The sequence below is a fragment of the Streptomyces cathayae genome (assembly GCF_029760955.1).
GTDB classification, from domain to species: Bacteria; Actinomycetota; Actinomycetes; order Streptomycetales; family Streptomycetaceae; genus Streptomyces; species Streptomyces cathayae.
Genome location: NZ_CP121682.1, coordinates 701,128 through 726,773, shown reverse-complemented (window position 1 = coordinate 726,773; position 25,646 = coordinate 701,128). Strand labels below are relative to the sequence as shown.

General features: G+C 72.2%; 24 protein-coding genes. 18 read left to right on the top strand and 6 right to left on the bottom strand.

The genetic code is table 11. The features are described 5' to 3' along the window. Positions 1-8 precede the first annotated feature (8 nt). Positions 9-938 (bottom strand): lysylphosphatidylglycerol synthase transmembrane domain-containing protein, encoded by a 930-nt coding sequence (locus tag PYS65_RS03480; RefSeq protein ID WP_279332283.1) that lies wholly within the window; start codon positions 936-938, stop codon positions 9-11. Positions 939-1,065: 127 nt separating this feature from the next. On the opposite strand from PYS65_RS03480, the gene PYS65_RS03475 reads away from it, so the two are divergent. Beyond that, the gene (locus tag PYS65_RS03475; RefSeq protein ID WP_423836067.1) at positions 1,066-2,991 is read left to right on the top strand and encodes an ABC transporter ATP-binding protein; all 1,926 of its coding nucleotides are present in this window, start codon (positions 1,066-1,068) and stop codon (positions 2,989-2,991) included. A 103-nt stretch (positions 2,992-3,094) separates the two neighbouring features. Here the strand turns inward: PYS65_RS03475 and secD are convergent, their stop codons facing one another. The 4 genes from secD to PYS65_RS03455 all read right to left on the bottom strand — a co-directional run bounded on the left by secD (position 3,095) and on the right by PYS65_RS03455 (position 7,587). Then, positions 3,095-5,422, bottom strand: a complete 2,328-nt coding sequence (secD, locus tag PYS65_RS03470) for a protein translocase subunit SecD (RefSeq protein WP_279332282.1) — start codon at positions 5,420-5,422, stop codon at positions 3,095-3,097. A 64-nt stretch (positions 5,423-5,486) separates the two neighbouring features. Continuing rightward, positions 5,487-5,972, bottom strand: a complete 486-nt coding sequence (locus tag PYS65_RS03465) for a hypothetical protein (RefSeq protein WP_279332281.1) — start codon at positions 5,970-5,972, stop codon at positions 5,487-5,489. Next, positions 5,969-6,637, bottom strand: coding sequence for a response regulator transcription factor (locus PYS65_RS03460; RefSeq protein WP_279332280.1), 669 nt, complete (start codon positions 6,635-6,637; stop codon positions 5,969-5,971). The genes PYS65_RS03465 and PYS65_RS03460 overlap by 4 nt, the downstream gene beginning before the upstream one ends. Further along, positions 6,634-7,587 carry a HAMP domain-containing sensor histidine kinase gene (locus tag PYS65_RS03455; RefSeq protein ID WP_279332279.1) on the bottom strand — a complete coding sequence of 318 codons (954 nt, stop codon included), beginning with the start codon at positions 7,585-7,587 and terminating at the stop codon, positions 6,634-6,636. The genes PYS65_RS03460 and PYS65_RS03455 overlap by 4 nt, the downstream gene beginning before the upstream one ends. 339 nt (positions 7,588-7,926) lie before the next feature. Here PYS65_RS03455 and PYS65_RS03450 point away from each other — a divergent pair, with 339 nt between their 5' ends. From PYS65_RS03450 to PYS65_RS03410, 9 genes are all read left to right on the top strand, one after another. Next, entirely contained in the window at positions 7,927-8,253 is a 327-nt protein-coding gene (locus PYS65_RS03450; RefSeq protein WP_279332278.1) for a TraR/DksA family transcriptional regulator, read from the top strand. Positions 8,254-8,301: 48 nt separating this feature from the next. Continuing rightward, positions 8,302-8,676, top strand: coding sequence for a TraR/DksA family transcriptional regulator (locus tag PYS65_RS03445; protein ID WP_423836066.1), 375 nt, complete (start codon positions 8,302-8,304; stop codon positions 8,674-8,676). Between the two features lie 22 nt (positions 8,677-8,698). Further along, positions 8,699-9,508, top strand: a complete 810-nt coding sequence (locus tag PYS65_RS03440; protein WP_279332276.1) for a rod shape-determining protein — start codon at positions 8,699-8,701, stop codon at positions 9,506-9,508. A 55-nt stretch (positions 9,509-9,563) separates the two neighbouring features. After that, positions 9,564-10,199, top strand: a complete 636-nt coding sequence (locus tag PYS65_RS03435) for an Rv1733c family protein (protein ID WP_279332275.1) — start codon at positions 9,564-9,566, stop codon at positions 10,197-10,199. A 257-nt stretch (positions 10,200-10,456) separates the two neighbouring features. Further along, on the top strand, positions 10,457-10,966 hold the full coding sequence (locus tag PYS65_RS03430; protein ID WP_279332274.1) for a hypothetical protein: 510 nt from the start codon (positions 10,457-10,459) through the stop codon (positions 10,964-10,966). 146 nt (positions 10,967-11,112) lie between these two features. Beyond that, positions 11,113-12,555 carry a flotillin family protein gene (locus PYS65_RS03425; protein WP_279332273.1) on the top strand — a complete coding sequence of 481 codons (1,443 nt, stop codon included), beginning with the start codon at positions 11,113-11,115 and terminating at the stop codon, positions 12,553-12,555. Between the two features lie 140 nt (positions 12,556-12,695). Next, positions 12,696-13,424 (top strand): TetR/AcrR family transcriptional regulator, encoded by a 729-nt coding sequence (locus PYS65_RS03420; protein WP_279337837.1) that lies wholly within the window; start codon positions 12,696-12,698, stop codon positions 13,422-13,424. A gap of 150 nt (positions 13,425-13,574) precedes the next feature. Beyond that, entirely contained in the window at positions 13,575-15,137 is a 1,563-nt protein-coding gene (locus PYS65_RS03415; RefSeq protein WP_279337835.1) for an MDR family MFS transporter, read from the top strand. Between the two features lie 355 nt (positions 15,138-15,492). Continuing rightward, a complete protein-coding gene (locus tag PYS65_RS03410) occupies positions 15,493-16,380 on the top strand; it encodes an oxygenase MpaB family protein (RefSeq protein ID WP_279332272.1) in 888 nt (295 codons plus the stop codon). A 95-nt stretch (positions 16,381-16,475) separates the two neighbouring features. On the opposite strand, the gene PYS65_RS03405 is transcribed toward PYS65_RS03410, so the two are convergent. Next, positions 16,476-16,862, bottom strand: a complete 387-nt coding sequence (locus PYS65_RS03405) for a hypothetical protein (RefSeq protein ID WP_279332271.1) — start codon at positions 16,860-16,862, stop codon at positions 16,476-16,478. A gap of 225 nt (positions 16,863-17,087) precedes the next feature. Between PYS65_RS03405 and PYS65_RS03400 the strand changes: the two genes are divergently transcribed. The 8 genes from PYS65_RS03400 (at position 17,088) to PYS65_RS03365 (ending at position 25,615) form a co-directional block, all read left to right on the top strand. Next, the gene (locus tag PYS65_RS03400) at positions 17,088-18,803 is read left to right on the top strand and encodes a hydrogenase maturation protein (RefSeq protein ID WP_279332270.1); all 1,716 of its coding nucleotides are present in this window, start codon (positions 17,088-17,090) and stop codon (positions 18,801-18,803) included. A 54-nt stretch (positions 18,804-18,857) separates the two neighbouring features. Next, positions 18,858-19,946 (top strand): NADH-quinone oxidoreductase subunit B family protein, encoded by a 1,089-nt coding sequence (locus tag PYS65_RS03395; RefSeq protein WP_279332269.1) that lies wholly within the window; start codon positions 18,858-18,860, stop codon positions 19,944-19,946. A 76-nt stretch (positions 19,947-20,022) separates the two neighbouring features. Further along, positions 20,023-21,801, top strand: a complete 1,779-nt coding sequence (locus PYS65_RS03390; protein WP_279332268.1) for a nickel-dependent hydrogenase large subunit — start codon at positions 20,023-20,025, stop codon at positions 21,799-21,801. Beyond that, the gene (locus tag PYS65_RS03385; protein ID WP_279332267.1) at positions 21,798-22,358 is read left to right on the top strand and encodes a hypothetical protein; all 561 of its coding nucleotides are present in this window, start codon (positions 21,798-21,800) and stop codon (positions 22,356-22,358) included. Before PYS65_RS03390 ends, PYS65_RS03385 begins: the two co-directional genes overlap by 4 nt. Then, on the top strand, positions 22,355-23,005 hold the full coding sequence (locus tag PYS65_RS03380; RefSeq protein WP_279332266.1) for a DUF5947 family protein: 651 nt from the start codon (positions 22,355-22,357) through the stop codon (positions 23,003-23,005). Before PYS65_RS03385 ends, PYS65_RS03380 begins: the two co-directional genes overlap by 4 nt. Then, positions 23,002-23,703 carry a DUF6084 family protein gene (locus PYS65_RS03375; protein ID WP_279332265.1) on the top strand — a complete coding sequence of 234 codons (702 nt, stop codon included), beginning with the start codon at positions 23,002-23,004 and terminating at the stop codon, positions 23,701-23,703. The genes PYS65_RS03380 and PYS65_RS03375 overlap by 4 nt, the downstream gene beginning before the upstream one ends. Next, positions 23,700-25,106 (top strand): hypothetical protein, encoded by a 1,407-nt coding sequence (locus tag PYS65_RS03370; protein ID WP_279332264.1) that lies wholly within the window; start codon positions 23,700-23,702, stop codon positions 25,104-25,106. Before PYS65_RS03375 ends, PYS65_RS03370 begins: the two co-directional genes overlap by 4 nt. Further along, entirely contained in the window at positions 25,103-25,615 is a 513-nt protein-coding gene (locus PYS65_RS03365; protein ID WP_279332263.1) for a hydrogenase maturation protease, read from the top strand. Before PYS65_RS03370 ends, PYS65_RS03365 begins: the two co-directional genes overlap by 4 nt. Positions 25,616-25,646: the final 31 nt, after the last annotated feature.

Below are 25,646 nucleotides of genomic sequence, written 5' to 3'. Positions count from 1 at the left end.
GACGCAGGTCAGATGACCTTCAGCCGCACCAGTGCGCCCAGTGTCAGCGCTCCCGGCAGCATCGGCAGCCACACCGTGACGACCCGGAAGGCGAGCACCACCGCCGTGGCGACCGCGGCCGCCCCGCCCACCGCGACCAGCGCCACCACCAGTGCCGCCTCCACCGAGCCGAGCCCGCCCGGCGTGGGCACCGGCGCGACCGCGACGGTCGCCGCCAGATACGCCACCGCCATGTGCGCGACCGGCACCGACAGGCCCAGCGCCAGCCCCACCAGCACCAGTGACGACGCCTGCAGCGCGGGGAAAGCGAACGCCCCGCCCCACAACGCCAGCGCCCTGGACGGCCGGGTGTGCACCGACCGGGCCTCGCCCAGCGCCGTACGCAGGAACGGGAACACGGCCGTCCGCACCCGTCGTACGAGGACGAGCACGCCCGCCGCGACGACCGCCACCGCGCCGAGCGCGAGCAGCAACGGGCCGAACACCCCCTCGGGCAGCAGGGATCCGGTGCGCAGCGCGTCCGGGAAGACGACGAGCAGCACACCCAGCAGAGCCACCCGGCCGACGGACTCCGCCAGCAGATACAGCGCGAGGGCGGCCGAGGAACGGGTGAGCGACATCCCGCACACCGTCATGAACCGCAGATTGACGGCGCTCGCGCCCAGACCGGTCGGCAGCAGATGGTTGGCCGCCCCCGCGGCGAACTGGGTGGCCGGCAACCGCCGCCCGGGCAGCCGTTCGAGGACGGCTCCCTGCCGGGTGCACGCGGCGGCCACCCAGGTCAGACAGGTCGTGCAGGCCGCGGCGAGCAGCCAGGGCCACCGCGCGGTGCCCAGATGGGCGAAGCCGTCGGCCAGCACCGCCCGGTGCCGCACCGCGACCACGGTCACGAGCAGCGGCGGCAGTACGTACAGGATCCTGCGGATCGTCCGCGTCACATTCGAGGAGTCTCTCCGGTCCCCGCCAACGGCGGGTTGCGGTGTTCCGGACGGCGGCTTACGGGTGGGGGCGGTTCGGGCGGGGCGCCTTGACCTCAAGGAAGGTCGAGGTTCTACGTTCTCCCGTATGAGCATGGAGACCACGGCCTGGACCCAGTTGCGCAGCGTCATGACCGCCGAGGAGGAGCGCCGTCCCCTCGCGCGGGACACGCTGCGCCGGATCGGCGGGTTCGCCCGCCCGCACCGCCGCCGTCTGGCCCTCTTCGTCCTGCTCGGATCGGCGACCGCGCTGCTCGCCGTCGCCACCCCCGTGCTGGCCGGGCGCGTCGTCGACACCGTCGTGACCGGCGGCGACTCGGCCACGGTCGTCCGGCTGGCCCTGCTCATCGCGCTGATCGCGGTGACGGAGGCGGCGCTCGGCATTCTCGGCCGCAGGCTGTCGGCCTCCCTCGGGGAGGAACTCATCCTCGATCTGCGGACCGCCGTGTTCGACCATGTGCAGCGGATGCCGGTCGCGTTCTTCACCCGCACGCGTACGGGCGCGCTCGTCTCCCGGCTCAACAACGACGTGATCGGCGCCCAGCGGGCCTTCAGCAACACCCTGTCCACCGTGGTCGGCAACGTGGTGACGCTGGTGCTCGCCCTGGCCGTGATGCTCACCCTGTCCTGGCGGATCACCCTGCTCGCGCTGGTCCTGCTGCCGGTGTTCGTGATCCCCGCCCGGCGCATGGGCCGCCGCATGGCCCGCATGCAGCGCGAGGCCGCCGCCCTGAACGCGGCCATGGGCACCCGGATGACCGAGCGCTTCTCCGCGCCCGGAGCCACCCTGGTCAAGCTCTTCGGCCGGCCCGAGGAGGAGTCGGAGGAGTTCGCGGAGCGCGCCCGCCGGGTGCGGGACATCGGCGTCCGGACGGCCACCGCCCAGACCGTGTTCATCACCGCGCTGACCCTGGTCTCCGCCCTCGCCCTGGCCCTCGTCTACGGAGTGGGCGGCCACCTCGCGCTGCGCGGCGCCCTGGAGCCCGGTGCGGTCGTGTCGCTGGCGCTGCTGCTCACCCGCCTGTACGCGCCGCTGACCTCGCTCGCGGGGGCGCGGGTGGAGGTGATGAGCGCCCTGGTCAGCTTCGAACGGGTCTTCGAGGTGCTGGATCTGCGGCCGCTCATCGAGGAGAAGCCGGACGCCCGCGACGTCCCCGCGGGGCCGGTGTCCGTCGAGTTCGACGACGTCCGCTTCGGTTACCCGGCCGCCGACAAGGTCTCGCTCGCCTCCCTGGAGGAGGTCGCCACCCTGGACCCGAACGAGGGCGCCGAGGTCCTGCACGGCATCTCCTTCCGCGTCGAACCCGGGCAGACCGTGGCCCTCGTCGGCTCCTCCGGCGCCGGCAAGTCGACCGTGGCACAGCTGCTGCCGCGCCTCTACGACGTCGACTCGGGCGCGGTGCGCGTGGGGGGCGTCGACGTCCGGGACCTCACCGCGCGGTCGCTGCGCGACACCCTCGGCATGGTCACCCAGGACGGCCACCTCTTCCACGACACGGTCCGCGCCAACCTGCTCCTGGCCGCGCCCGGGGCGGGCGAGCCCGAACTCTGGGACGCGCTGCGCCGCGCCCGCCTGGACGAGCTCGTACGGTCCCTGCCCGACGGTCTGGACACGGTGGTCGGGGAACGCGGCTACCGGTTCTCCGGCGGGGAACGCCAGCGCATGACGATCGCCCGGCTGCTGCTGGCCCGGCAGCGGGTCGTCCTCCTGGACGAGGCCACCGCCCACCTGGACAACACCTCCGAGGCGGCCGTCCAGGAGGCGCTCGCGGAGGCGCTGGAGGGCAGGACGGCCCTCGTCATCGCCCACCGGCTGTCCACCGTCCGGACCGCGGACCTGATCCTGGTCGTCGAGGCCGGCCGGATCGTGGAACGGGGCACGCACGAGGAACTGCTGGAGGCCGGCGGCCGCTACGCCGCACTGCACCACGCGCGGTTCGCTCCCCGGCCGGCGAACTCCGGTCGCGACCGGGACCGGGGGGAGCGCGACCGCGGCGCACCGGCGGCGGTGTAGGCCCCGCCCGGCCCGTCACACAGCGCCGCCGCCGACCCCGGTCCCGGGGTCGGCGGCGGCGCCCACGTGCGCACGGCGGCTCCCCGCGGGGAGCCGCCCGGCGTCAGGTTCCCTGGCTGGTGGCCTTCGCCAGGTCCGAGCTCTCCCGGGCGTTGGACTTCCCACGCCCGGAACCGCTCCGGGCACGGGAGCGCCCGCGACCACGGCCGCCGCCGCTGCCGTGGCTCGCGTACGCGTCGAGCTCGATGGCGAGCGGGGAGGCGGTCAGGACCGACGAGTACGTGCCCACCAACATGCCGATCAGCAGGGCGAGCGCGAAGTCGGTGAGCGAGTCGCCGCCCAGCAGAGCCAACGAGGCCAGGATGAAGATCACACCGATACCGGTGTTCACCGTACGGGGCACCGTCTGCAGGACCGCCAGGTTGGTGGACTCGGCCAGAGGCGTCTTGGGATTCTTCTGCCACAGTTCCCGGACGCGGTCGAAGACCACGACGGAGTCGTTCACCGAGTAACCGACCACGGTGAGCAGCGCGGCCAGGAAGACCCCGTCGATCGGCTTGCCCAGCCACGCGAAGATGCCGGTGAGGATCACCACGTCGTGGGCCAGGGTGCTGACCGCCGCCGTACCGAACATCCAGCGGAACCGGAAGGCGAGGTACAGGAGCTGGGCGCCGAGGGCCAGGCCGAGCGCGATCAGCGCGTTGCGGCGCAGTTCGTCGCCGAGGCTCGGGCCGATCAGCTCGTCGCGGACCTTCTCCGCCCCGTTGCCGACCTTGTCGATGGTCTCGGCGACCTTGACCGCCTCGGCGTTGCTCAGCTCGTCGGTGCGCACCGTCAGCCCGTTGTCCCCGGAGGACTGCACGACGGCCTGCGGGAAGCCGGCGTCGGCCAGGGCCGTGCGGGCCTGGTCCGGATCGACGGTCTTGGTGGTCGAGTACTCGATCAGCCGGCCGCCGGTGAACTCGACACCGAAGTTCAGCCCGCGCACCACGATGCCGGAGCCGGTGACGATCAGCACGATGAGGGACACCAGCAGCCAGCGGCGCGGGCGGCGCATCAGCTGCGGGTTCCGGCGGGTGAGGTACTCGCGGACCCGGCCGATGGAGGCCAGACCGGTGAACTTGGGACGACGGTGCACCCAGCGGCGCTCCACCGCGAACTCGGCCAGCACCCGCGTGATCACCAGTGAGCTGATCATGGAGGCGAGGACACCGATGGCCAGGGTGACGCCGAAGCCCTTCACCGGGCCGGAGGCGAGCAGGAACAGCAGTCCCGCCGCGATGAGCGTGGTGATGTTGGAGTCGGCGATCGCGCTGAAGGCGCCCTTGAAGCCGGCGGTCAGGGCCGAGCGGCTGCTGGGCCGGTTGCGTTTGCCGTACTCCTCGCGTGCTCGTTCGAAGACCAGCACGTTGGCGTCGACGGCCATACCGATCGCCAGGACGAAACCGGCCAGACCCGGCAGGGTCAGGGTCGCGCCGAGGCCCGCGAGGGCGGCGTAGGAGATCACGCCGTAGCAGGCCAGGGCCACGATGGCCAGGAAACCCATCAGCCGGTAGACGACGATGATGAAGATCGCGGTGAGGGCGGTGCCCAGGGCGGCGGCCCAGGCGCTCGACTCGATGGCCTCGGCGCCCAGCGTCGGGCCCACGGTCCGCTGCTCGACCGTCTCGACCGGCACCGGAAGGGCACCGCCGCTGATGAGCAGGGCGAGTTCCTTGGCCTCCTCACCGGAGAAGGAACCGGTGATCTGGGTGGACCCGCCGGTGATGCCGGCCCCGCAGGCCACGGACAGGTGGACCTGCGGCGACGAGATGATCTTGTTGTCCAGCACGATCGCGACCCGGCGCTTGGGGTCACCGTCGGGGTTGCAGGCCGCCTCGCCGGTCAGCTTGGCCCAGCCCTTGTCGTCCGCGAAGTCCACGGTGACGAGCCAGCCGGCACCGCTCTGCTGGTCGAAGGTGGCCTCGGCGTCCTTCACGTCCTGACCGGAGAGCCCGGCGGCGGCCAGGTGGAGCCGCTCACCGGACTCGTCGGCCAGGACGCGCTCCCCCTTCGGCAGGGACTTGTCGGACTCGGCGCCGGGGCCGAGCACCGAGTGGACGGAGAGCTGCGCGGTACGGCCCAGTACGTCCGCGGCCTTCCGCGGGTCCTGCACACCGGGCAGCTCGACGATGATCCGGTTGTCACCGGAGCGGACGATGGTGGGCTCGGCGACACCGAGCGCGTCGATACGGCCGCGCAGGACCTCGAGGGTCCGCTCGGTCGCCTCGCCGTCGGCCTTGATGGTCTCGGTGGAGCGGGTCTCCAGCACGATCTGGGTGCCGCCGCGCAGGTCGAGGCCCAGACGGACGGGGACCGTGGCGGCGATGTACACGGACAGGGCGATCACGATGAGTGCGAACAACGCCCGGAAGCGGGCGGGATTTTTCACGGATGACTCCAGCAGGCACGCCGTGGCCGACTACGGCACGGCGGAGAGGGGGGTGACAGGACTCTCAGGCGCTGGACGATACGGGAGGTGCCCGGCCGAGGTCCGCAGGCATGTGCGCGGCGGCGGGCGGCGCGTGCCCGGCCGCCGGGGCGGGCCGGGCCGGCCGGGGTGGCACACGGGGGGTGTGCTCGGGGGTGAACAGCAGACGACCGGCCGGCACCGTACGCTCCCCGGCGTCGCGCTGCGGCCGGAAGGGCGCGGTACGGGCGGTGCAGTCTTGGGTGTGCGGGCCCACGCCGGACGAGTGGGTCCCGGGAGCCGTGCCGGGATCCGGCGCGGACCGGTCCGGCCCGTCGGGCGCCGCCGGATCCAGGACGAAGGGGCCGAGAGCCGCAGGGGCGCCGGCGGAGTACGACGGCGCCTCGAGAGCGGGCCACGGGCCGTCCGGGATGCCGAACCCGAAGGTCAGCAGTACGGAGGCCAGCGCGGTGAGGACCGCGGCGACGCGCAGGGGAAGGCGGGCGGCAGGTCCCGGCAGGACATGGCTCAAGGCTCGACGAGCCCCGCACGGATCGCGTACCGGGTCAGATCCAGACGGTCCCGCAGACCCAGCTTGCTCAGCATGTTCTCGCGGTGCCGCTGCACCGTCTTGACGCTGATGAAGAGCAGCTCGGCGATCTCCTTCGAGGAGTGCCCCTCGGCCACGAGCTTCAGCACTTCCTCCTCGCGTGGCGTCAGCACCTGCTCGGAGGCCTCCTCGCCGTGCTGGACCCGGTCGAGATAGTTGCGGATCAGGGCGGTGACCGCCCCGGGGTAGAGGAACGGCTCGTCCCGCATCGCGGCCCGGCAGGCGGCGACCAGGTCGCGGTCGGCGACCGATTTCAGGACGTATCCGCTGGCCCCGGCCTTGAGCGCCTGGAACAGATACTGCTCGTTGTCGTGCATCGTCAGCATGAGGATACGCAATCCCGGCTTGAGCGCGGACAGTTCGCGGGCGGCCTGCAGACCGGTCATCCTGGGCATGGCGATGTCCAGGACGGCCAGGTCGACCTCCTGGGCGCGGGCCATCGAGATCGCCTCCGCGCCGTCACCGGCCTCGGCGACGACCTCCAGGTCCGGCTCCCGGTCGAGGATCAGCCGGACGCCGCGGCGCACCAGGGCGTGGTCGTCGGCGAGCAGGATCCGGATCGTGGTCGGTGGGGCCTGGTGGGTCATGACTGCTTCCTGACGGCGGGCACGGCCAGCCGGATCCGGGTACCGGTCCGGGTGACGGGAGTGATGTCCAGTGTGGCCCCGATGAGCAGGGCCCGTTCACGCATACCGCGAATTCCGGCGCCCTCATGGGCGGCGCCGATGCCACGGCCGTCGTCGCTCACCTCGAGGACCACGTGGTCGTCCTCCCGGTACAGGCTCACTTTGGCGTTCCGTGCCTCGGCATGCCGGGCGGCGTTGGTCAGACTCTCCTGTGCCACACGGTAGATCACGAGCTCGGTGCCGTTGTCGAGGGTGGGCAGATCGGGCTCGAAGCTGCGCTTCACCCGCAGCCCGGTGTGGGTGGCGAACTCGGTGGCGAGAGAGGTGACCGCGCTGACCAGGCCGAGGTCGTCCAGCACCCCCGGCCGCAGTCGGCGCACCAGCCGGCGGACCTCGTCCAGGCTCTCCCGGGTGATCTCCTGCACCTGGCGCAGCTCGCCGCGCAGCGGGTCGGGCGCCTCGTCGGCGGCCTGCTTCAGGGCCAGCAGGATCGCGGTCATGCTCTGCCCGACCTCGTCGTGCAGCTCGACGGCGATCCGGCGCCGCTCGGCCTCCTGTGCGAGCAGGGCGCGGGCGCTGCTCGCGGCGCGCTCCTTCTCCAGCCGCTCCAGCATGTCGTTGAAGGCGCTGACCAACTCGGAGACCTCGTCACCGCCACGCACCGGAAGCCGCTGGCCGGGCCGCAGCAGGTCGACGGTGGTCATCAGCCGGGTCACCCGGTCCAGCGGGGCGAGCCCGACCCGCAGCAGGGCCGCGTTCGCGACGAGCATCACGGCCAGGCCGCCCACCAGGATCACGGCCTCGGTCAGCAGCACCGGAACGGACACGGTCACCGGAGCCCACAGCAACAGCGCGGTCGCCGCGCCCAGCACCACCGCGTTGAGCCCGAAGATCCGCCAGTACAGGGACACGGGGGGTCACGCCTTCCTCTTTCTCGTCTGCCTCTACTGTCGGGCACCACAGCGACCGGTGCGGCGGCGGCCCCCGAAGGCGTGCCCCTTGTCCCACGTCGTCCCACGGAGAGCGGAAGCGGGAAACGGAGAACGGAGAACGTCGAAACAGCGGACAGAGTGTACAAGCCGGCCCCCTTCCGTTGATGGGCTCCGCACCCCATTTCCGTCCGTCCGGGGACCCACGCCGAGCGGGCTGGGGCCCCGGACGGACGGAAATGGGTCCCGCGCCCGATGGGCGCCGGGTACGGAAGGGGAGATGGTGGGAGATCACCCGTCTGTCAGTAGAGGAGACGCTCCGTGTCGATCGACCTGCCGCGTACCGAACCGCGTTCCGCCCACACCGCCGCCGACGAGATCCGTCAGCGCCTCGAACACGCGCGCACCACGCGGTTGGCCCAGCTCAAGGCCCTGGACGAAACAGGAGGGAGTTCCGACGACCACCTGATGTCCAACCAGAAGGACGGCATCAAGCGCGCCCTCAAGGAGATCGAAGCGGCGTTCCTCCGCGTCGAGGACGGAAGCTACGGCACCTGCCTGGGCTGTTCCAAGCCCGTCCCGGCGGAGCGTCTCGAGATCCTTCCGCACACCCCGTACTGCGTCACCTGCCAGAGCCGCGCCGCCTGACCCGTACCCTGCCCGTACTCCTCTCCCGCTCTGCCCAAGGGGGATGAAGTGGTGACCCAGCAGACCATCGACGAGCACGACGAGGTCCTCCCATCCGAGGACCTCGCGGCGTTGCGGGCGAACCTGCGCGAGCAGCAGCTGTTCCGCCAGGAGCAGCTGCGGCAGTTCGCCGCCGACGTCGGGTCGGGTCCCGGCGAGCCCCTCCAGGAGGAGGGCGCCGGCCGGCTCGAGGTGCACGTCAGGCTCGCCGCGTCCGCCCGGATGGTGCTCGCCGACGTCGAGGCGGCGCTCGCCCGGATGGACACCGGCGGCTACGGCCGCTGCCACCTGTGCCGCGGCCCGGTCGAACGGGACCGGCTGCTGATAGTTCCCCAGGCCCGTTACTGCGCCCGCTGCCAGCAGGTGAGGGAGGCCGCGCGATGAGCACGGGCCGAAGGACCGGACGATGACCGTGGTCCGGCGTCCGTACAGGACGTCGGCCGTACGGCGCAGCCCCTGGCCGCGGTGCCGCCGGTGCTCCGGCATCGCGCTCGACCTGGGCAGCTCCCGCACGCGCGCGTGGATCGCGGGACGGGGCATGGTCCTCGACGTCCCCACGGTGACCTTCCCGGGCAGCGGAGCCATCCACCCCATCCAGCGCGGCGCCATCGTCGACACCTCCGGCACCGCCCGGATGCTCGACCGGCTGCTCGGCCACCGGCTGCCCCGCTTCGGCCGCCCCCTGGTCGTCGTCACGACACCGGTCCTGGACGGGCCCGCCTTCCGGGAAGCGGCCCACACGGCCGTCGAAATCCTCCGCCCGCGCGCTGTCCACACCGTCCCGGGCGCGCGGGCGGTTGCCCTCGCCGCGGGCGCCGACCACTCCAGACCGCTCCTGGTGGTGGACCTCGGTGCGCACCTCACCGAGGTGGTGCTGCTCGCCGAGGGAGCCGTCACCGACGCCCGGCGCACCGCGCTGGGCGTCGGTGACCTGGGCGCCTACGGCACCCCGCCCGGGGACCTCACCGACGCGGTGGTCGACATGGTGACGGCGATGCTGCGGCAGGACCGCGGCGCCACCACCCGCACCGCCCTGCGCCGGGGCATCCTCCTGTCCGGCGGGGGCGCCCTGCGCCCGGAGATCACCCACGGTCTGCCCGGCCGGCTCGGCTGCCCGGTCCAGCCCGTGCCGTCGCCGCACACCGCCGCGGTCCGGGGAGCCGCCGGCCTGCTCGCCGCGGCGCACCACCACCCCCTGGCCACCGGATCCGGCTGACCCGCCAGCCGCACTCCCCCTTCGTCCGCGCCCCGACACCCGAAGGAGTCACGACGTGGCGGGCACCGTTCCTCCCGCGCAACCGTCCCCGGGCCACCCTCTCGGACCGCCCGACGGTCCTTCGCCGGGGCACCGCCGGCGCAACCCCCTGCGCCGCCGCACCGACGTGCTCCGGGTCTGGATCGGTCTCGCTGTCCTGCTCGCCGTCCTGACGGTGGCGCCCGTGGTCACCGTCGTCGTCTCACGACTCGCCCACCGCCACTACGAGGACACGGCCCGCCACCAGAGCCTGACCCGGTACGAGACGACCGCGACCCTCACCGAGGACGCCCCGCGCCATCCGGAGCCGGGATCGGACGAGGAGGAGCTGGCCCGCTACCCGGTCGAGGTCCGCTTCACCACCCACGAGGGACGGACCGGCACCACCCGGGCCGAGGTGCGACCGGGCCTGTCCGCGGGCAGTCCGGTCCGCATCTGGGTGACCACCGACGGCGAGGCCACCGAGCCACCGCTGGCGCGTGCGGAGATCCGCAGCCGCAGCATGGGCTGGGCCCTTCTCTCCGGCACCGGCGTCGCCCTCACCGGCGCCGCCGCCCACGGCGTGACCCGTCTCGTCGTACGGCGCCGGAACCTCGCCGACTGGGACAGGGCCTGGGCCGAGACGTCCCCCCGCTGGACGGCACCCGGATGAACTGCCGGAGGCGGGCAGGGGCCTCGGCCCTCGCGGTTCAGCGGGGAGGCTCCCGGAAGGACGCCGGTGACGGCGGGGGCGTGTCCGTCGTGTGCCACGTGACGCGTACCGCGGCCCGGGCAGGAGCGGAACGGCGGTCTCCGCTGGAAGGCGGCATGAAGGAAGCGTAAAGATTGCCGAGTCCTGGCAATGTGTTCGAGTCCGGATGCGTGAGAGCATGCGCATGCGGGAGGCCGGTCGGCGAAAGTGAGGCCCGAATGGAGTGGTTTGTGGGTCTCGGCGTCGCGGGACTGCTTCTGCTGCTGTTCTCACTGATCTTCGACGGACTCCTGGAAGGCGTCTTCGGCGGTGTGCTGGACGGTATGTTCGACGGGCTGCTGTCGCTGCCGGTGATCGCCGGGTTCGTCTCCATGCTCGGTTTCGGCGGCGCGATCGTCCTCGGCACGACGGACCTCGGGGTCACCGGTGCGACGGTGGTCGGCGTGCTGGCGGGGGTCGCAGCGGGCTGGCTGACCTGGAAGTTCAGCCGGGCCCTGATGCGGGATCAGACCGCCGCCACCCCGCGGGGCGGCGACCTCGTCGGCACCTCCGGCTCGGTGGTGACCGCCATCCCGGCCGAGGGCTACGGCGAGGTGCTGGTGTATCTCGCCGGGCAGCCGCTGAAGCTGTCCGCGAAGAGCGCCGTGCCCGTCGCGCGGGGTGCCGAGGTCTGGGTGGAGTCGGCACTGTCCGCGACCTCGGTGGCGGTCCGCCCGGTCGAGCGCTGACCGGTGCCGACCGGCACGTCCCCGCGGAACGGCACGTCACCCGCCGACGCCCGCGATGGCGCCGGCGGCTCCCGCAGTATCCGCTTTCCCGTCCCATCCGAACCACATCGCCGTCCCCCGGGGAAGGCTGAGGGGATTCCACACCTATGAGTCCTGTACTGATCGCCGTGGTGGGAGTCGTCGTACTCCTGGTCCTGCTGGGCCTGGTGGTGGTCACCCGCTACAAGGTCGCCGGCCCCAGCGAGGCGTTCATCGTCACCGGCCGGCGAGGCAAGCAGTCCACCGACCCCGAGACCGGCCGGGTCTTCACCGACAACAGCGGCCAGAAGGTCGTGGTCGGCGGCGGCGTCTTCGTCGTCCCGTTCGTCCAGCAGAAGTTCACCCTCGAACTCTCCAGCCGGCACATCCCGATCGCGGTCCGGGGCGCGGTCACCCTGCGCGGGGTGAAGGCGAACCTGGAGGGTGTCGCCATCGTCAAGGTCGGCGGCACCGAGGACTCGATCCGCGCCGCGGCCCAGCGCTTCCTCGACCAGCAGGACGGCATCGTCGGGTTCACCCAGGAAGTGCTGTCCGGCGCGCTGCGCTCCATCGTGGGGCGCATGTCCGTCGAGGACATCATCCGTGACCGCGCCGCCTTCGCCGGACAGGTCGCGGAGGAGGCCGAGGCCAGCCTCTCCGGACAGGGCCTCGTGCTGGACGCCTTCCAGATCCAGGACATCACCACCGAGGGCTCCTACCTCGAGGACCTGGGCCGGCCCGAGGCGGCCCGCGCCAAGCAGGAGGCCGACATCGCCGAGGCCGTCGCCCGGCGCGCCTCCGAGCAGGCCCGGCTCAAGGCGGAGGAGGAGATCGCGATCGCCCAGCGCACCTTCGCGCTGAAGCAGGCCGAGATCAAGGCCGAGACGGACGAGGCCGTCGCCCGCGCCAACGCCGCCGGCCCGCTCGCCGAGGCCGCCCGGGAGCAGGAGGTCCTGCAGGAGCAGGAGAAGGTCGCCACCCGGCAGGCCGCGCTGACCGACCGTGAACTCGACACCAAGGTCCGCAAGCCCGCCGACGCCGCCCGCTACCAGGCCGAGCAGGAGGCCGAGGCCCGCCGGATCGCCTCGGTCAAGGAGGCCGAGGCGGCCGCCGAGCGGGCCAGGCTCACCGGTGAGGGTGAGAAGGCCCACCGCGCCGCGCTCGCCGACGCCGTCCGCCTGGAGGGTGACGCCGAGGCCGCCGCGATCTCCGCGAAGGGTGCGGCGGAGGCCGACGCCATGCACAAGAAGGCCGACGCCTTCGAACGCTACGGCGACGCGGCCGTGCTCCAGATGCTGGTCGAGGTGCTGCCGCAGGTCGTCGGCAAGGCCGCCGAGCCGCTGGCCGCCGTGGACAAGCTGACGGTCATCTCCACGGACGGCGCGGGCCAGCTCCCGCGCACCGTCGCCGACAACGTCGCGCAGGGCATGGAGCTCCTCAGCTCCACCACCGGCGTCGACCTCGGCGAACTCCTCCAGGGGATCACCCGGCGCGGCACGCCGACGGTGCCGGCTCCCGCGGAGCGCGCCCCCGCGGACCCCGCAGGCGGCAAGGTCGACATCACCGACTGACGCCCCGGCCCGACAGCGGAGCCCGGCCACCCCACCGGTGGCCGGGCTCCGTCGTGTCCGCCGGTGGGGTGGCCGGCCGTGGCCGGTTGTGGCGGGTCGAGGCGTTCCGTGTTTTTGCAGGCTCTGCATATTTGCGTATCCTGCACGACGTGAGCGACAGAGACCCGGCGGACGGCGGACTTCGGGGACGCAAGAAGCGGGCGACCCGTGCCGCCCTGGTGGCGGCCGCGGTGCGGCTGGCGGCCGAGCACGGCGCGGAGAACGTCACCGTCGACGCGATCAGCGAGGCGGTCGGCGTCTCACCCCGCACGTTCTTCAACTACTTCGACTCCCGTGACGAGGCGTTCGTGATGGTGGGCGCGGAGTCGGGTGCGCGGGTCCGGCAGGCGGTGCTCGCCGCGCCCGCCGGCACGCCACCGCTGGCGGCGCTGCGGGACGCGCTGGCCGCGGAGCTGGGGGAAGTGGAACAACAGCACGAGCTGTGGCGCCTGCACTCCGAGGTGCTGCGCAGATCACCGCACCTGCTGGCGCGGAGTCTCGGCGCCCACGTCGAGGACGAGTTCCTGCTGGCCGAAACGCTCGCGGAGCGCATCGGCGCCGGATCGCCGCTGTTCACGGGGGACCGTCCCCCTCTCGGGTCGGCCGAGGGCCAACTGCGCAGGCGGGCTCTGGGGCTGTATCCGAGGCTGCTGGCCGCCGTCGGCACCACAGCGGTCCGCGTGGCCGTGGAGCACTGGTGCGTACGACAGGACGAGACCCCTTTCGAGGAGGTCTTCCGGTCGGTGTTCGACCACATGGCCACCGGCCTCCAGGGACCGGTCGAGCCCGCCGGGCCTGTCGAACCCGCCGAACCGGTCGAAGGGATCTGACCCCCTCCGTCTCTCACGGAACGGCTGCGCGTCGTCCCCGGCACGCGTGATCCGTCCCTCTCGCTCTTCCCTTTTGCTCACCCTCTCGACTGCTGCGAAAGAACCGAAGTGAACTCAACACCGGCGCCCGTGGAGGCGCCCCCCACCGCCATGACCCACCGGCAGATACTCCAGGCCATGTCGGGGCTGATGGCGGGCATGTTCGTCGCCATCCTGGCCGGCACCGTGGTCGCCAACGCGCTCCCGCGCATCATCGCCGATCTGGAGGCCAGCCAGTCCTCCTACACCTGGGTCATCACCGCCGAACTGCTGGCGATGACGGCGACGGTGCCCCTGTGGGGCAAGCTGTCGGACCTGTTCAACCAGAAGCTGCTGCTCCAGCTGTCCCTGTCCCTCTTCATCGTGGGCTCGCTGCTCGCGGGCTTCTCGCAGGAAGTGGGGCTGCTGATCTTCAGCCGCGTGGTGCAGGGCATCGGCGCGGGCGGTCTCACGGCTCTGGCGCAGGTCGTGATGGCGGCCATCATCCCGCCGCGTCGGCTCGGCAAGTACGCGGGCATCTTCGGAGCCGTCTTCGCGGTCGGCACCGTGGCCGGACCGCTCATCGGAGGTGTCCTGGTGGACACCTCCTGGCTCGGCTGGCGCTGGTGCTTCTTCATCGGGGTGCCGTTCGCGCTGCTCGCCATCGTGCTGCTGCAGCGCACCCTGAAGCTGCCCACCGTCCGCCGTGAGGTGAAGATCGACTTCCTGGGCGCCTTCCTGATCGTCGCGGGTGTCAGCGCCCTGCTCATCTGGGTCACGCTCGCGGGGACCGAGTTCGACTGGATCTCGTGGCAGACCGCCGCACTGGCCGGCGGGGGAGTGGTGCTGCTGATCGCCGCGGTCGTCGTCGAGGCGCGCGTGCCGGAACCGGTCATCCCCCTGGGCATCTTCCGCAACCGCACGGTGACGCTCACCACCGTCGCCAGTCTCCTCGTCGGTGTGGCCATGTTCGGCGGCACCGTCTTCCTCTCGCAGTACTTCCAGATCTCCCTGGGCAAGTCCCCGACGGTCGCGGGGCTGATGAGCCTGCCCATGATCCTGGGCCTGCTCGTCTCCTCGACCGTCGCCGGGCAGATCATCACCAGGACCGGCCGGTGGAAGGTGTACCTGGTCGCGGGCTCCATCATCATGACGGTGGGCCTCGGACTGCTGGCCACCATCGACGTCGACACCCACTTCGGCCTGCTCAGCGCCTACATGGCGATCATGGGCGTCGGCGTCGGCATGCTGATGCAGAACCTGGTGCTGGCCGCCCAGAACGACGTTCCCGCGACCGAACTGGGCGCCGCCACCTCGGTGTTGTCCTTCTTCCGAAGCATGGGCGGCACCATCGGCACCAGTGTGCTCGGGGCGATCCTCGCCAACCGGGTCGCCACCGAGATGACCAGGAGCCTGACGGAAGCGGGCATCCCGGCCGGTGCGGACGAGGCCGGCGGGGGCGGAGTGCCCGACATGGCGACGCTGCCCGAGCCGATGCGGGAGATCGTGGAGCGCGCCTACGGGATGGCCACCGCGGAACTCTTCCTCGTGGCCACGCCCGTCGCGGCCCTTGCCGTGATCGCGGTGCTGTTCATCAAGGAGAAGCCGCTGAAGGACACCAGCGGCATGGAGCGGCTCACCGCGGAGTCCGCGGACTCCGCGGGCGCGGCGGCAGCGCGAGCCGGCGTCGGCTGAGGCGCACGCCCCGTGGGGTGGTGGAGTGAGGAGGTCCTCCGGCGAAACGCCCGGAGGGCCTCCGCGCTCGTCACGCGCCCTCGGCGGACTCGCCCGGCGCCGGGAGAGATCTCCTCCGCGCCGCCCTTGACGGCGGTCGGCAGGACCGGCTTGGCATCGCGGCCGGCGCCGATGGAGGATGGGAAGGAGGACACACGGTTCGCGGTGACCTCCTCGGCGTGCACCTCGAACGCGGTGCCGGACACCGCGAAGGCGGCGACGACCGCCCTCCGGACGGAGGGCGGTACCCACGGCCCCACGGCCCCACAGCCAGGGCACAGGGGACGAGTACGACGGCCCACCGGAGCGTGCTGAGATGGCCGGCGACCACGCGCACACCGGGCCGGGCACGGGCCCCGCACCCGGCCCGGACACCTTCTCGGGGCCCGTCCCGTTCGCGCCGGGCTCCCTCCTCTGGGACATCACCGGTGACGTCCGGATCCTGCTCTCCCTGCCGCCCGCCCTGGTGCTCCAGGTCGCCCACCCGGCGGTCGGCGCGGGCGTCGACGACCACTCCGTGTTCCGCACCGACCCCTGGGGCCGGGCCGAACGCTCACTGAACTCCCTGCAGCTGTGGGTCTACGGCGGCGAGCAGGCCCTCGAGGAGGGCCGCAGGCTCCGCGAGCTGCACAGGACCATCAGCGGCACCGACGCCCGGGGCCGCGCCTACCACGCACTCACCCCGGCCTACTACGCCTGGGTGCACGCCACCGCCTATCCCGTCTTCCTGAGGGCCGCCCAGTACCTGTCCCACCCGTTCGACGAGCCGGACGAACGCCGCCTCTATGACGAACTCCTCCGTCTCGGGGCCATCCTCGGCATCAGGCAGCGCGACATGCCGCGCACCCCGGAGGAGTTCTGGCCGTACTTCGACGCGATGGTGGGCGAGGAACTGGAGAGGACGGCCGTCGTGGCGGAACTGCTCGACCCGCGGCGGCCGATCCCGCCGCCGGACGGCGCGGGTGTGCTCCTGCGCCGGCTCTGGCCGGTGCTCCGCCCGCCCCTGGCGCGGCTGCACGTCTTCGTCACGACCGGCCTGCTCCCGCCCACCGTCCGTGACCGCCTCGGTCTGGCCTGGACGGCACGGGACGAACGCGGACTGCGCCGCCTGGGCGCCGTCGTCCGCACGGTGGTCCCGCTGCTGCCCGAGCGCCTGCGCTACCTGCCCACGGCCCGGGCGGCCCGTCGAGCCGCCCGGGGGTGACCCCGGTCCGGTGCGACGCGGCCCGGACGGCCGATGACCGTTTCCCGGCCGCCCCCGGTGACGTGCGCGGGGCGGTGCACCCCGCACGCCCGGCGTCAGCCGGGGCGGCGCTGCTCCCCGCCCTCGTCCGGGTCGACGCCGGTGAAGGCGGAGTCGTCCCGGGTGCCGCTCGGGCGCCGGGAGCGACCCCGGCGTCCGGTGTCGCGCATTCCCTTCTCCGCGTCGTCGCCGTACTCCTCGCCGCTCTTCGTGCCGCTCTCGACCGTGTCCCCGGGGACGGATCCACGTTCCTGCTTGGACTTCCTGCGCCCCTTCCCGGCGGGCGGGGCGTGCTCGTCCGGGTGGAAGGAGCGCTGGGCGCTCGGGTTGTCCTGCTGGCGTGTCTCGTCGACGTCGGGGGCCCAGCCGTGCTGTTCGGTGCCCTTGTGGCGGCTCGGGCCCTCGCCGTGCGAGGGCTGCGACGACTTCTCTTTCCTGGACATGTGCCGGACTCCCTGTCGGTTGTCGTGTCGGCCACCCTGTCGAGTACCCGATATCACACCAATTGTCACCGCTGGCGGCGGGCTCGCCTCCCGGCCAGGTGGAGCCGAAGTGTCACCCGTGCGAGCGATGCCCCGGGGGTCATGCCGCCGTGGGAGGACGCAAGGGGCCGACGATCCCCGGACGGCCGCGGTACGAGGCGGCCGCGCCTTCCAGGGAGAGCCACCATGCGTATTCTGCTCGTCGCCAGCGCGTACAACAGCCTCACGCAGCGTGTCCACGCCGAGCTGTCGGAACGCCGCCACTCCGTCGCCGTGGAGGTCACCCCGCACGGCGAGGACGTGCGTCGCGCCGTGCGCCGGCACGATCCCGATCTGCTCGTGGCCCCCATGCTGAAGGCCGTCGTGCCGCCTGACGTCTGGACGGCGCGGACCTGTTTGATCGTCCACCCCGGCCCCGTGGGGGACCGTGGGCCGTCCTCACTCGACTGGGCCGTCCAGGAGGGAGCCGGAGAGTGGGGCGTCACCGTGCTGGAGGCCGTGGCCGAGATGGACGCCGGCCCCGTGTGGGCGACGACGAACTTCGCCGTGCCGGACGTGGCGAAGAGCGACCTGTACCGGGGCGAGGTGGCCGACGCGGCGCTGGAAGCCGTCCTGCTCGCGGTCGACCGGTTCGCCTCCGGCACGTACGTGCCCCGGCCGCAGGACGACTTCACCTGCCTGCCGGGTGCCAGGACCCGGCCGCCGCTGCGACAGCGGGACCGGGGCATCTCCTGGGACACGGACTCCACCGACACCGTCCTGCGCAAGCTGCGCGCCGCGGACTCCCAGCCGGGCGTGCGCGACGAACTTCTCGGCCGTGAATGGTTCCTGCACGGCGGCCACGCGGAGGACCGGCTCCGCGGCCGCCCGGGTGAGCTCCTGGCGACCCGCACCGGCGCGATCTGCCGGGCCACGGCGGACGGCGCGGTCTGGATCCCGGAGCTGCGGGCCCGCACCGGCCCGGGACGCCCCCGGGCCTGCAAACTGCCCGCCACCCTCGCCCTCGCCGGCCGCCTGCCCGCCCTGCCCGAAGTCCCCGCGGCACCGCAGCCACCTGCCGGAGCCCGGACCTGGCAGGACATCCGCTACCGGGAGGAGGGGCCGGTCGGCTTCCTGGCCTTCTCCTTCCCGGGCGGCGCCATGGGCACCGACCACTGCCGCCGCCTGCTGGACGCCTACCGGGCGGCCTGCTTCCGCCCCACCGGCGTGCTCGTACTGGGAGGCGGCCGGGACTTCTTCTCCAACGGCATCCACCTGAACGTCATCGAGGCGGCAGCCGACCCGGCTGCCGAGTCCTGGGCCAACATCAACGCCATGGACGACCTCGTCGAGGCCGTCCTCACCACGACCGACCGGTTCGTCGTCAGCGCGATCGGCGGCAACGCGGCCGCCGGCGGGGTCATGCTCGCCCTGGCCGCGGACGAGGTCTGGTGCCGCTCCGGTTCGGTCCTCAATCCGCACTACCGGCTCATGGGCCTGTACGGCTCCGAGTACTGGACGTACACCCTGCCCCGCCGGGTGGGCGCCGCCACGGCGGAACGGCTCACCGGCGAGGCCGCGCCGCTGACGGCCTCGGCGGCGCTCGGCATGGGGCTCGTCGACCGGATCCTGCACTGCGGCCCGGACGACTTCACCGACAACGTCACCCGAACGGCCGTACATCTGGCGGTCCTTCCCTCTGTTCAGACGCGTCTCGCGGCCAAGAAGGCAGAAGCCGAGCACCGGGAGGCCACCTCGCCTCTCGCCCGTCACCGGGAGCAGGAACTCGCCCGCATGCGGAGCATCTTCGACGACCCGGCGGCCCCCTACCACGCCCTGCGCCGGGCCTTCGTGCGCAAGGAATCCGCGGCCACCGACGGAGGCATTCCGGATGCGGCACTCGCCGGACGGGCCGACTGTTAGCAGAGAACGAAGATCCGAGCGCGGGTCTTGCCGCACCCTCCAGGAGGCGTTCCCATGAACGCAGCATCGCCGACCACGGTCGAGGAGCCCGGCGCGACGGGCACGTCCGGCTCCGAGGAGAAGCCGATCCACATCCTCTGGATCAACGCCGGGCTGAGCTGCGACGGCGACTCCGTCGCCCTGACCGCGGCCATGCAGCCGAGCATCGAGGAGATCGCGCTCCAAGGGCTGCCGGGCCTGCCGAAGATCGCGGTGCACTGGCCGCTGATCGACTTCGAATGCGGTCCGGTCGGCGGAGCCGACACGTTCATCGAATGGTTCTTCAAGGGCGAACGCGGCGAGATCGACCCCTTCGTCCTGGTCGTCGAGGGCTCGGTCCCCAACGAGGCCATCAAGCAGGAGGGGTACTGGTGCGGCTTCGGTGACAACCCCGAGACCGGGCAGCCCATCACCACCAGCGAATGGATCGACCGGCTGGCGCCCAAGGCCCTGGCCGTCGTCGCCATCGGCACGTGCGCCACCTACGGTGGCATCCACGCCATGGCGGGCAATCCCACCGGCGCGATGGGCGTGCCCGACTACCTCGGATGGGACTGGAAGTCGAAGGCGGGCATCCCCATCGTGTGCGTGCCCGGCTGTCCGATCCAGCCCGACAACTTCGCCGAGACGCTGACGTACCTGCTCTACCAGGCCGCCGGTTCGGCGCCGATGATCCCGCTCGACGACAAGCTCCGGCCGACCTGGCTGTTCGGTGCCACCGTGCACGAGGGCTGCGACCGGGGCGGCTACTACGAGCAGGGGCAGTTCGCCACCAGCTACGACTCGCCCAAGTGCTCGGTGAAACTCGGCTGCTGGGGACCCGTCGTCAAGTGCAACGTGACCAAGCGCGGCTGGATGAACGGCATCGGCGGCTGCCCGAACGTGGGCGGCATCTGCATCGCGTGCACCATGCCGGGCTTCCCCGACAAGTTCATGCCGTTCATGGACGAGCCCCCCGGCGCCAAGGTCTCCAGCACCGGGAGCGGCGCGTACGGCGCCGTCGTCCGCAAGCTCCGCACGATCACGGCACGGACCGTGGACAAGGAGCCGAGGTGGCGCCACAGGGGAGACAAGATCACCACCGGCTACCGGCCGCCGTGGTGACAGCACGACCGGTGACAGCACCGCACACCGAACCCACCCCCCGCGCGACCAGCTGACGAAGGGCACCGCACGCACCATGGCAAAGACGACGACCGGTGACAAAACCGGCCTGGTGGAGATGGCCTGGGACCCGATCACCCGGATCGTGGGCAGTCTCGGCATCCACACGAAGATCGACTTCAAGCAGAAGCGGGTCGCGGAGTGCTACAGCACCTCGTCGGTCTTCCGCGGCTACAGCGTCTTCATGCGCGGAAAGGACCCGCGCGACGCGCACTTCATCACCAGCAGGATCTGCGGCATCTGCGGTGACAACCACGCCACCTGCTCGGTGTACGCGCAGAACATGGCGTACGGCGTGAAGCCTCCGCACCTCGGGGAGTGGATCATCAACCTCGGCGAGTCCGCCGAGTACATGTTCGACCACAACATCTTCCAGGAGAACCTGGTAGGGGTCGACTACTGCGAGAAAATGGTCCGCGAGACCAACCCCGGCGTCCTCGAACTCGCCGAGCGCACCGAGGCCCCGCACGCGGCCGACCACGGGTACCGCACCATCGCCGACATCATGCGCTCCCTCAACCCCCTCGAAGGCGAGTTCTACCGCGAGGCGCTGCAGGTCAGCCGCTACACCCGGGAGATGTTCTGCCTGATGGAGGGCCGCCACGTGCACCCCTCCACCCTCTACCCCGGCGGCGTCGGCACCGTCGCCAGCGTGCAGCTGTTCACCGACTACCTGAGCCGCCTCATGCGGTACGTGGAGTTCATGAAACGGGTCGTCCCGCTCCACGACGACCTGTTCGACTTCTTCTACGAGGCGCTGCCGGGATACGAGGAAGTGGGCCGCCGCCGGGTGCTGCTGGGCTGCTGGGGGGCGCTCAACGACCCCGAGTACTGCGACTTCACCTACGCCAACATGACCGACTGGGGCCGGCGGATGTTCGTCACCCCCGGCATCATCGTCGACGGCAAGCTCGTCACCAGCGACCTCACCGAGATCAATCTCGGCATGCGCATCCTGCTGGGCAGCTCGTACTACGAGGACTGGCAGGGCCAGGAGCAGTTCGTGACGAACGACCCGCTCGGCAACCCCGTCGACCCGCGGCACCCGTGGAACCAGCACACCATCCCGGCTCCGCAGAAACGGGACTTCGACGACAAGTACAGCTGGGTCATGTCCCCGCGCTGGTTCGACGGCAAGGACCACCTCGCCCTCGACACCGGCGGCGGCCCCCTCGCCCGGCTGTGGTCCACCGCGCTGTCCGGTCTCGTCGACATCGGGTACGTCAAGGCCACCGGCCACAGCGTCGTGATCAACCTGCCGCGCACACTGACCAAGCCGGAGACCACCTTCGAGTGGAAGATCCCGCAGTGGAGCAACGCGCTGGAACGCAACCGCGCCCGCACGTACTTCCAGGCGTACTCGGCCGCGGTCGCCCTGCACTGCGCCGAGAAGGGCCTCGAAGAGGTCCGCGCCGGGCGCACCCAGACGTGGGAGAAGTTCGAGGTGCCGGACGAGGCGATCGGCGTCGGGTTCACCGAGGCGGTCCGCGGCGTCCTCTCGCACCACATGGTCATCAGGGACGGCAAGATCGCCAACTACCACCCGTATCCGCCGACTCCGTGGAACGCCTCGACCCGCGACAGCTACGGCACCCCCGGCCCGTACGAGGACGCGGTGCAGAACACGCCGATCTTCGAGGAGAACCCGCCCGAGAACTTCAAGGGCATCGACATCATGCGCGCCGTGCGCAGCTTCGACCCCTGCCTGCCCTGCGGCGTCCACATGTACGTCGGCGGCGGGAAGACCGTGAAGTCGATGCACGTGCCCACCGGGCTGAGCGGACTCGCCGGATGAGCACGACGAGTGCCACCACCGCGGAGCAGGCCGGCCGGCGGGTCGAGGAGATCCTCGACCGGCTCGCCGGCGCCGGCGACCCCCAGGTGAGCCGGACCGCCGAGGAACTGGTGCGGGTCCTCATGGAGTTCTACGGCGCCGGGCTCGCCCGCGCCGTGGAACTCCTGGGGGCAGGGAGGTCCGGCGAACCGCTGGACCCGCTGCTCGGCGACGAACTCGTCGCGAGCCTGCTCGTGCTGCACGGGCTGCACCCCGAGGACGTGCACACCCGCATCGCCCGCGCCCTCGGCGGCCTCCCGCACGCCGTCGAGAACGCGGGCTTCGACCCGGCGGCCGGCGTGCTGCGCCTCAGGGCCACCGCCGACACGGGCTGCGGCTGCCCCAGCACCCAGGAGACCGTCCGGCAGGCGGCCACCGACTCGCTCGCCTGCTTCGCCCCCGAGGTGACCACCGTCGAGCTGGAACCCGCCGACGCCTCCCGCGAACCGGTGCTGCTCCAGATCGGCACCGCCCCGCCGAGCCCCGGTGGCGGCCGGCCGCCGGCCACCGCCCCGTGAGCGCGCACGGACCGCGGCGCACCGCCGACCGCCGCGGCCTGAGCCGCTTCACCGCTCCCCGGCCGCCCCGCGAGGAACAGTGCGAACTGTGCGGGGCGCCCCTCGCCGGTGAACGCCACCCGCACCTCGTCGACACCGAGAAACGCGCGCTGGCCTGCGCGTGCGGTCCCTGCGCGCAGCTGCTGGACCGCTCCGGCGATGCCAAGAGCCGCTTCCGCGCGGTGCCCGGCCGCTGCCTGAGCGACCCCGACCACCGGCTCGACGACACCGCCTGGGACCGACTGCGCATCCCGGTCGGCGTCGCCTTCTTCTTCCACAACTCCGCCCTCGACCGGCTGGTCGCGCTCTACCCGAGCCCGGCCGGAGCCACCGAGAGCGAACTGGAGCCGACCTCCTGGCAGGCCGTCCTCGCCGGGACCCGCCTCGCCGCACTGCTCGAATCCGACGTGGAGGCCCTGCTGCTGCGCCGGCACCAGGGCCGCACCGAGTGCTATCTGGTGCCGATCGACCTCTGCTACGAACTGGTGGGCCGGATGCGCCTGCGCTGGCAGGGATTCGACGGAGGAGCGGAGGCCCGGGCCGACCTCGAGGCCTTCTTCACCCACGTCCGCGACCGGGCCCGCGCCCCGCAGGGGAGCAGACCATGACCGAGATCCTGGGTTCCACGGGCTCCTCGGGTTCCCCGGGTTCCTCGGGTTCCCCGGGGTTCTCGGGGTTCTCCTTCGACTGCACCGGAGTACGCGCCGACGCCTACGCGGCAGGCCCCACCCTGGTGTTCCGGCTGCGGATCACCACCTCCGGGGCCACCCGCGTCCACGCGCTCGCGCTGCGCTGCCAGATCCGCATCGAACCCGCCCACCGCGGCTACGACGACACCGAGGCCGCGGCCCTGAGTGACCTCTTCGGCGAACGCTCCCGGTGGGGCGGCACCCTGAACCCCGTGCAGTTCGCACAGGTCTCGGTGATGGTCCCCGGGTTCACCGGCGAGATCGAGACCGACCTGGTCGTGCCCTGCACGTACGACACGGACATCGCGGCGTCGCGGTACCTCCGGGCCCTGTCCGAGGGGGAGGTTCCGCTGCTGATGCTGTTCTCCGGCACCGCGTTCACCGGCGCCGGCGGCTTCCACGTGGAGCCCGTCCCCTGGGACAAGGAGGCCACCTTCCGCCTGCCGGTGAAGACCTGGCGGGAGATGATCGAGCAGCACTTCCCGGGCTGCGGCTGGATCCGGCTGCCGCAGGACGCCATGGACGCGCTGCTCGCCTACCGGTCGCGCCACGCGCTGCCGTCGTGGCAGGCGACCGTCGAGACGCTGCTCGACGCGGCGGGGGAGAGGACACCATGACCACCACCGCGTTCACCCCCGGCACCGAGGCCCGCCTCGCCGTCGCCCGCCAGATCGCGGACACCGTCCTCTTCGAGGGCTATGTGCTCTACCCGTACCGGGCATCGGCCGCCAAGAACAGGCTGCGCTGGCAGTTCGGCGTGCTCGTACCGCCCGCCTGGTGCGCGGCGGCCGAGGAACACGACGCCCAGCACACCGAATGCCTGATGGAGCCGAAGAACGGAGCCACCCTCTCCGTCGAGGTCCGCCTCCTGCACACCCGACGGCGCACCGTCCAGCAGGCGCACGCCGACGGGACGTACGAGACGGTGCGCGAACTGCACCTGGAGGACCGGGTCCTGGTCCCCTGGGACGAGGGCCGGGAGGAGAAGGTCGAGATCGCCCTACCGGTGGCGGAGTTGACCGGCGACGGGGTGACCGTCCCGTTCACCCGGGCCGCCGCCGAGGAGACCGAGCCCGTCACGGACGCCGACGGGCGGCTCGTCGGGCGCATGGTCCGCCGCCGTGAGGAGATCAGCGGCGCCGTCCGGCTCTCCACGGCCGAACTGGACGGCCCGTACCGCACACAGCGCCTGCGCGTGGTCGTCGAGAACACCAGCCCCTGGACGCCCGAGGACACCGACGACCGCGACGCGGCGCTGCCGTACTCGCTGGTCGCCAGCCACGTCCTCCTGCACCTGGACGCCGGGGCGTTCCTCTCCATGACCGACCCGCCCGAGTGGGCGAAGGGCGCCGTCGCGGCCTGCCGGAACCTGCACACCTGGCCCGTGCTCGCCGGCGAACCGGGCCGTGCCGACCTCGTACTGTCCTCGCCGATCATCCTCGAGGACCATCCCGCCATCGCCCCCGAGAGCCCCGGCGCGCTCTACGACGCCACCGAGATCGACGAGATCCTCGCGCTGCGCACCATCGCCCTCACCGACGAGGAGAAACGCGAGGCCAGAGGCACGGACGCCCGTGCCGCGGCCGTGATCGAACTGGCGGACACCATGCCGCCGGAGGTCCTCGAACGGCTGCACGGAGCGGTGCGGAGCCTGCGGGAGGTCACCGGCCCGCCGGACGCGGGGGACGACCCGCAGGACGTGTTCCGTCCCGAGAGCCCCTGGTGGGACCCGGGCGGCGACACCGCGGTCGATCCCGACCGTGACCACGTCACCGTCGACGGCCGGGAGGTACGCGCGGGCTGCCGCGTCGTGCTGCGGCCCCGGCTGCGGCACACCGACGCGCAGGACCTGTTCCTGAGCGGCCGCAGCGCACTGGTCGAGGCCGTACTGCACGACGTCGACGGAGGCGTGCACATCGCGGTGACCGTGGAGGACGACCCCGGCGCCGACATCCGCCGCGAACAGGGCCGGTTCCTCTACTTCCAGCCCGACGAGGTGGAAGCCCTGGAGGACGCGTGACCCCCACCCCACCGCACGGCACCCGCACCCTCGTCGCCGGGGTCGGCAACATCTTCCTCGGGGACGACGGCTTCGGCGTCGAGACCGCGCGCCGGCTCGCCCGGGAGGACCTGCCGGCCGGTGTCGAGGTGGCCGACATCGGCATCCGCGGTGTGCACCTCGCCTACCAGCTCCTCGACGGCTACGACACGCTCGTCATCGTCGACGCGACCGCACGAGGCGGCGAACCCGGAACGCTCTACCTGATCGACGCCGGGACACCGGACGGCACCGGACCGGCGGCGGACGTCCCGCTCGACGGGCACCGCATGTCACCCGACGCGGTCCTCGCCCTGCTCGCCACCCTGTGCGCCGGAACCGGCGCCACGCCCCCGCGCCGCACCCTCGTCGTCGGCTGCGAACCCGCCTGCCTCGACGAGACCCTCGAGCTCAGCCCCCAGGTCGCCGCCGCCGTACCGGAGGCGGTGCGGATGGTGACCGACCTCGTCCGGCAGGAGGCCGCCGTATGACACACCGCCGCAGAAGGAACAAGGAGCACCC

Excerpts from the sequence above, each read along its gene's own strand:
- PYS65_RS03375 (WP_279332265.1), top strand. The coding sequence starts at position 23,002 with ATGACCGAGATCCTGGGTTCCACGGGCTCCTCGGGTTCCCCGGGTTCC.
- PYS65_RS03370 (WP_279332264.1), top strand. The coding sequence starts at position 23,700 with ATGACCACCACCGCGTTCACCCCCGGCACCGAGGCCCGCCTCGCCGTC.
- PYS65_RS03475 (WP_423836067.1), top strand. The coding sequence starts at position 1,066 with ATGAGCATGGAGACCACGGCCTGGACCCAGTTGCGCAGCGTCATGACC.
- PYS65_RS03390 (WP_279332268.1), top strand. The coding sequence starts at position 20,023 with ATGGCAAAGACGACGACCGGTGACAAAACCGGCCTGGTGGAGATGGCC.
- PYS65_RS03415 (WP_279337835.1), top strand. The coding sequence starts at position 13,575 with ATGACCCACCGGCAGATACTCCAGGCCATGTCGGGGCTGATGGCGGGC.
- PYS65_RS03405 (WP_279332271.1), bottom strand. The coding sequence starts at position 16,862 with ATGTCCAGGAAAGAGAAGTCGTCGCAGCCCTCGCACGGCGAGGGCCCG.
- PYS65_RS03385 (WP_279332267.1), top strand. The coding sequence starts at position 21,798 with ATGAGCACGACGAGTGCCACCACCGCGGAGCAGGCCGGCCGGCGGGTC.
- PYS65_RS03440 (WP_279332276.1), top strand. The coding sequence starts at position 8,699 with ATGACCGTGGTCCGGCGTCCGTACAGGACGTCGGCCGTACGGCGCAGC.
- PYS65_RS03400 (WP_279332270.1), top strand. The coding sequence starts at position 17,088 with ATGCGTATTCTGCTCGTCGCCAGCGCGTACAACAGCCTCACGCAGCGT.
- PYS65_RS03425 (WP_279332273.1), top strand. The coding sequence starts at position 11,113 with ATGAGTCCTGTACTGATCGCCGTGGTGGGAGTCGTCGTACTCCTGGTC.
- PYS65_RS03395 (WP_279332269.1), top strand. The coding sequence starts at position 18,858 with ATGAACGCAGCATCGCCGACCACGGTCGAGGAGCCCGGCGCGACGGGC.
- PYS65_RS03430 (WP_279332274.1), top strand. The coding sequence starts at position 10,457 with ATGGAGTGGTTTGTGGGTCTCGGCGTCGCGGGACTGCTTCTGCTGCTG.
- PYS65_RS03410 (WP_279332272.1), top strand. The coding sequence starts at position 15,493 with ATGGCCGGCGACCACGCGCACACCGGGCCGGGCACGGGCCCCGCACCC.
- PYS65_RS03460 (WP_279332280.1), bottom strand. The coding sequence starts at position 6,637 with ATGACCCACCAGGCCCCACCGACCACGATCCGGATCCTGCTCGCCGAC.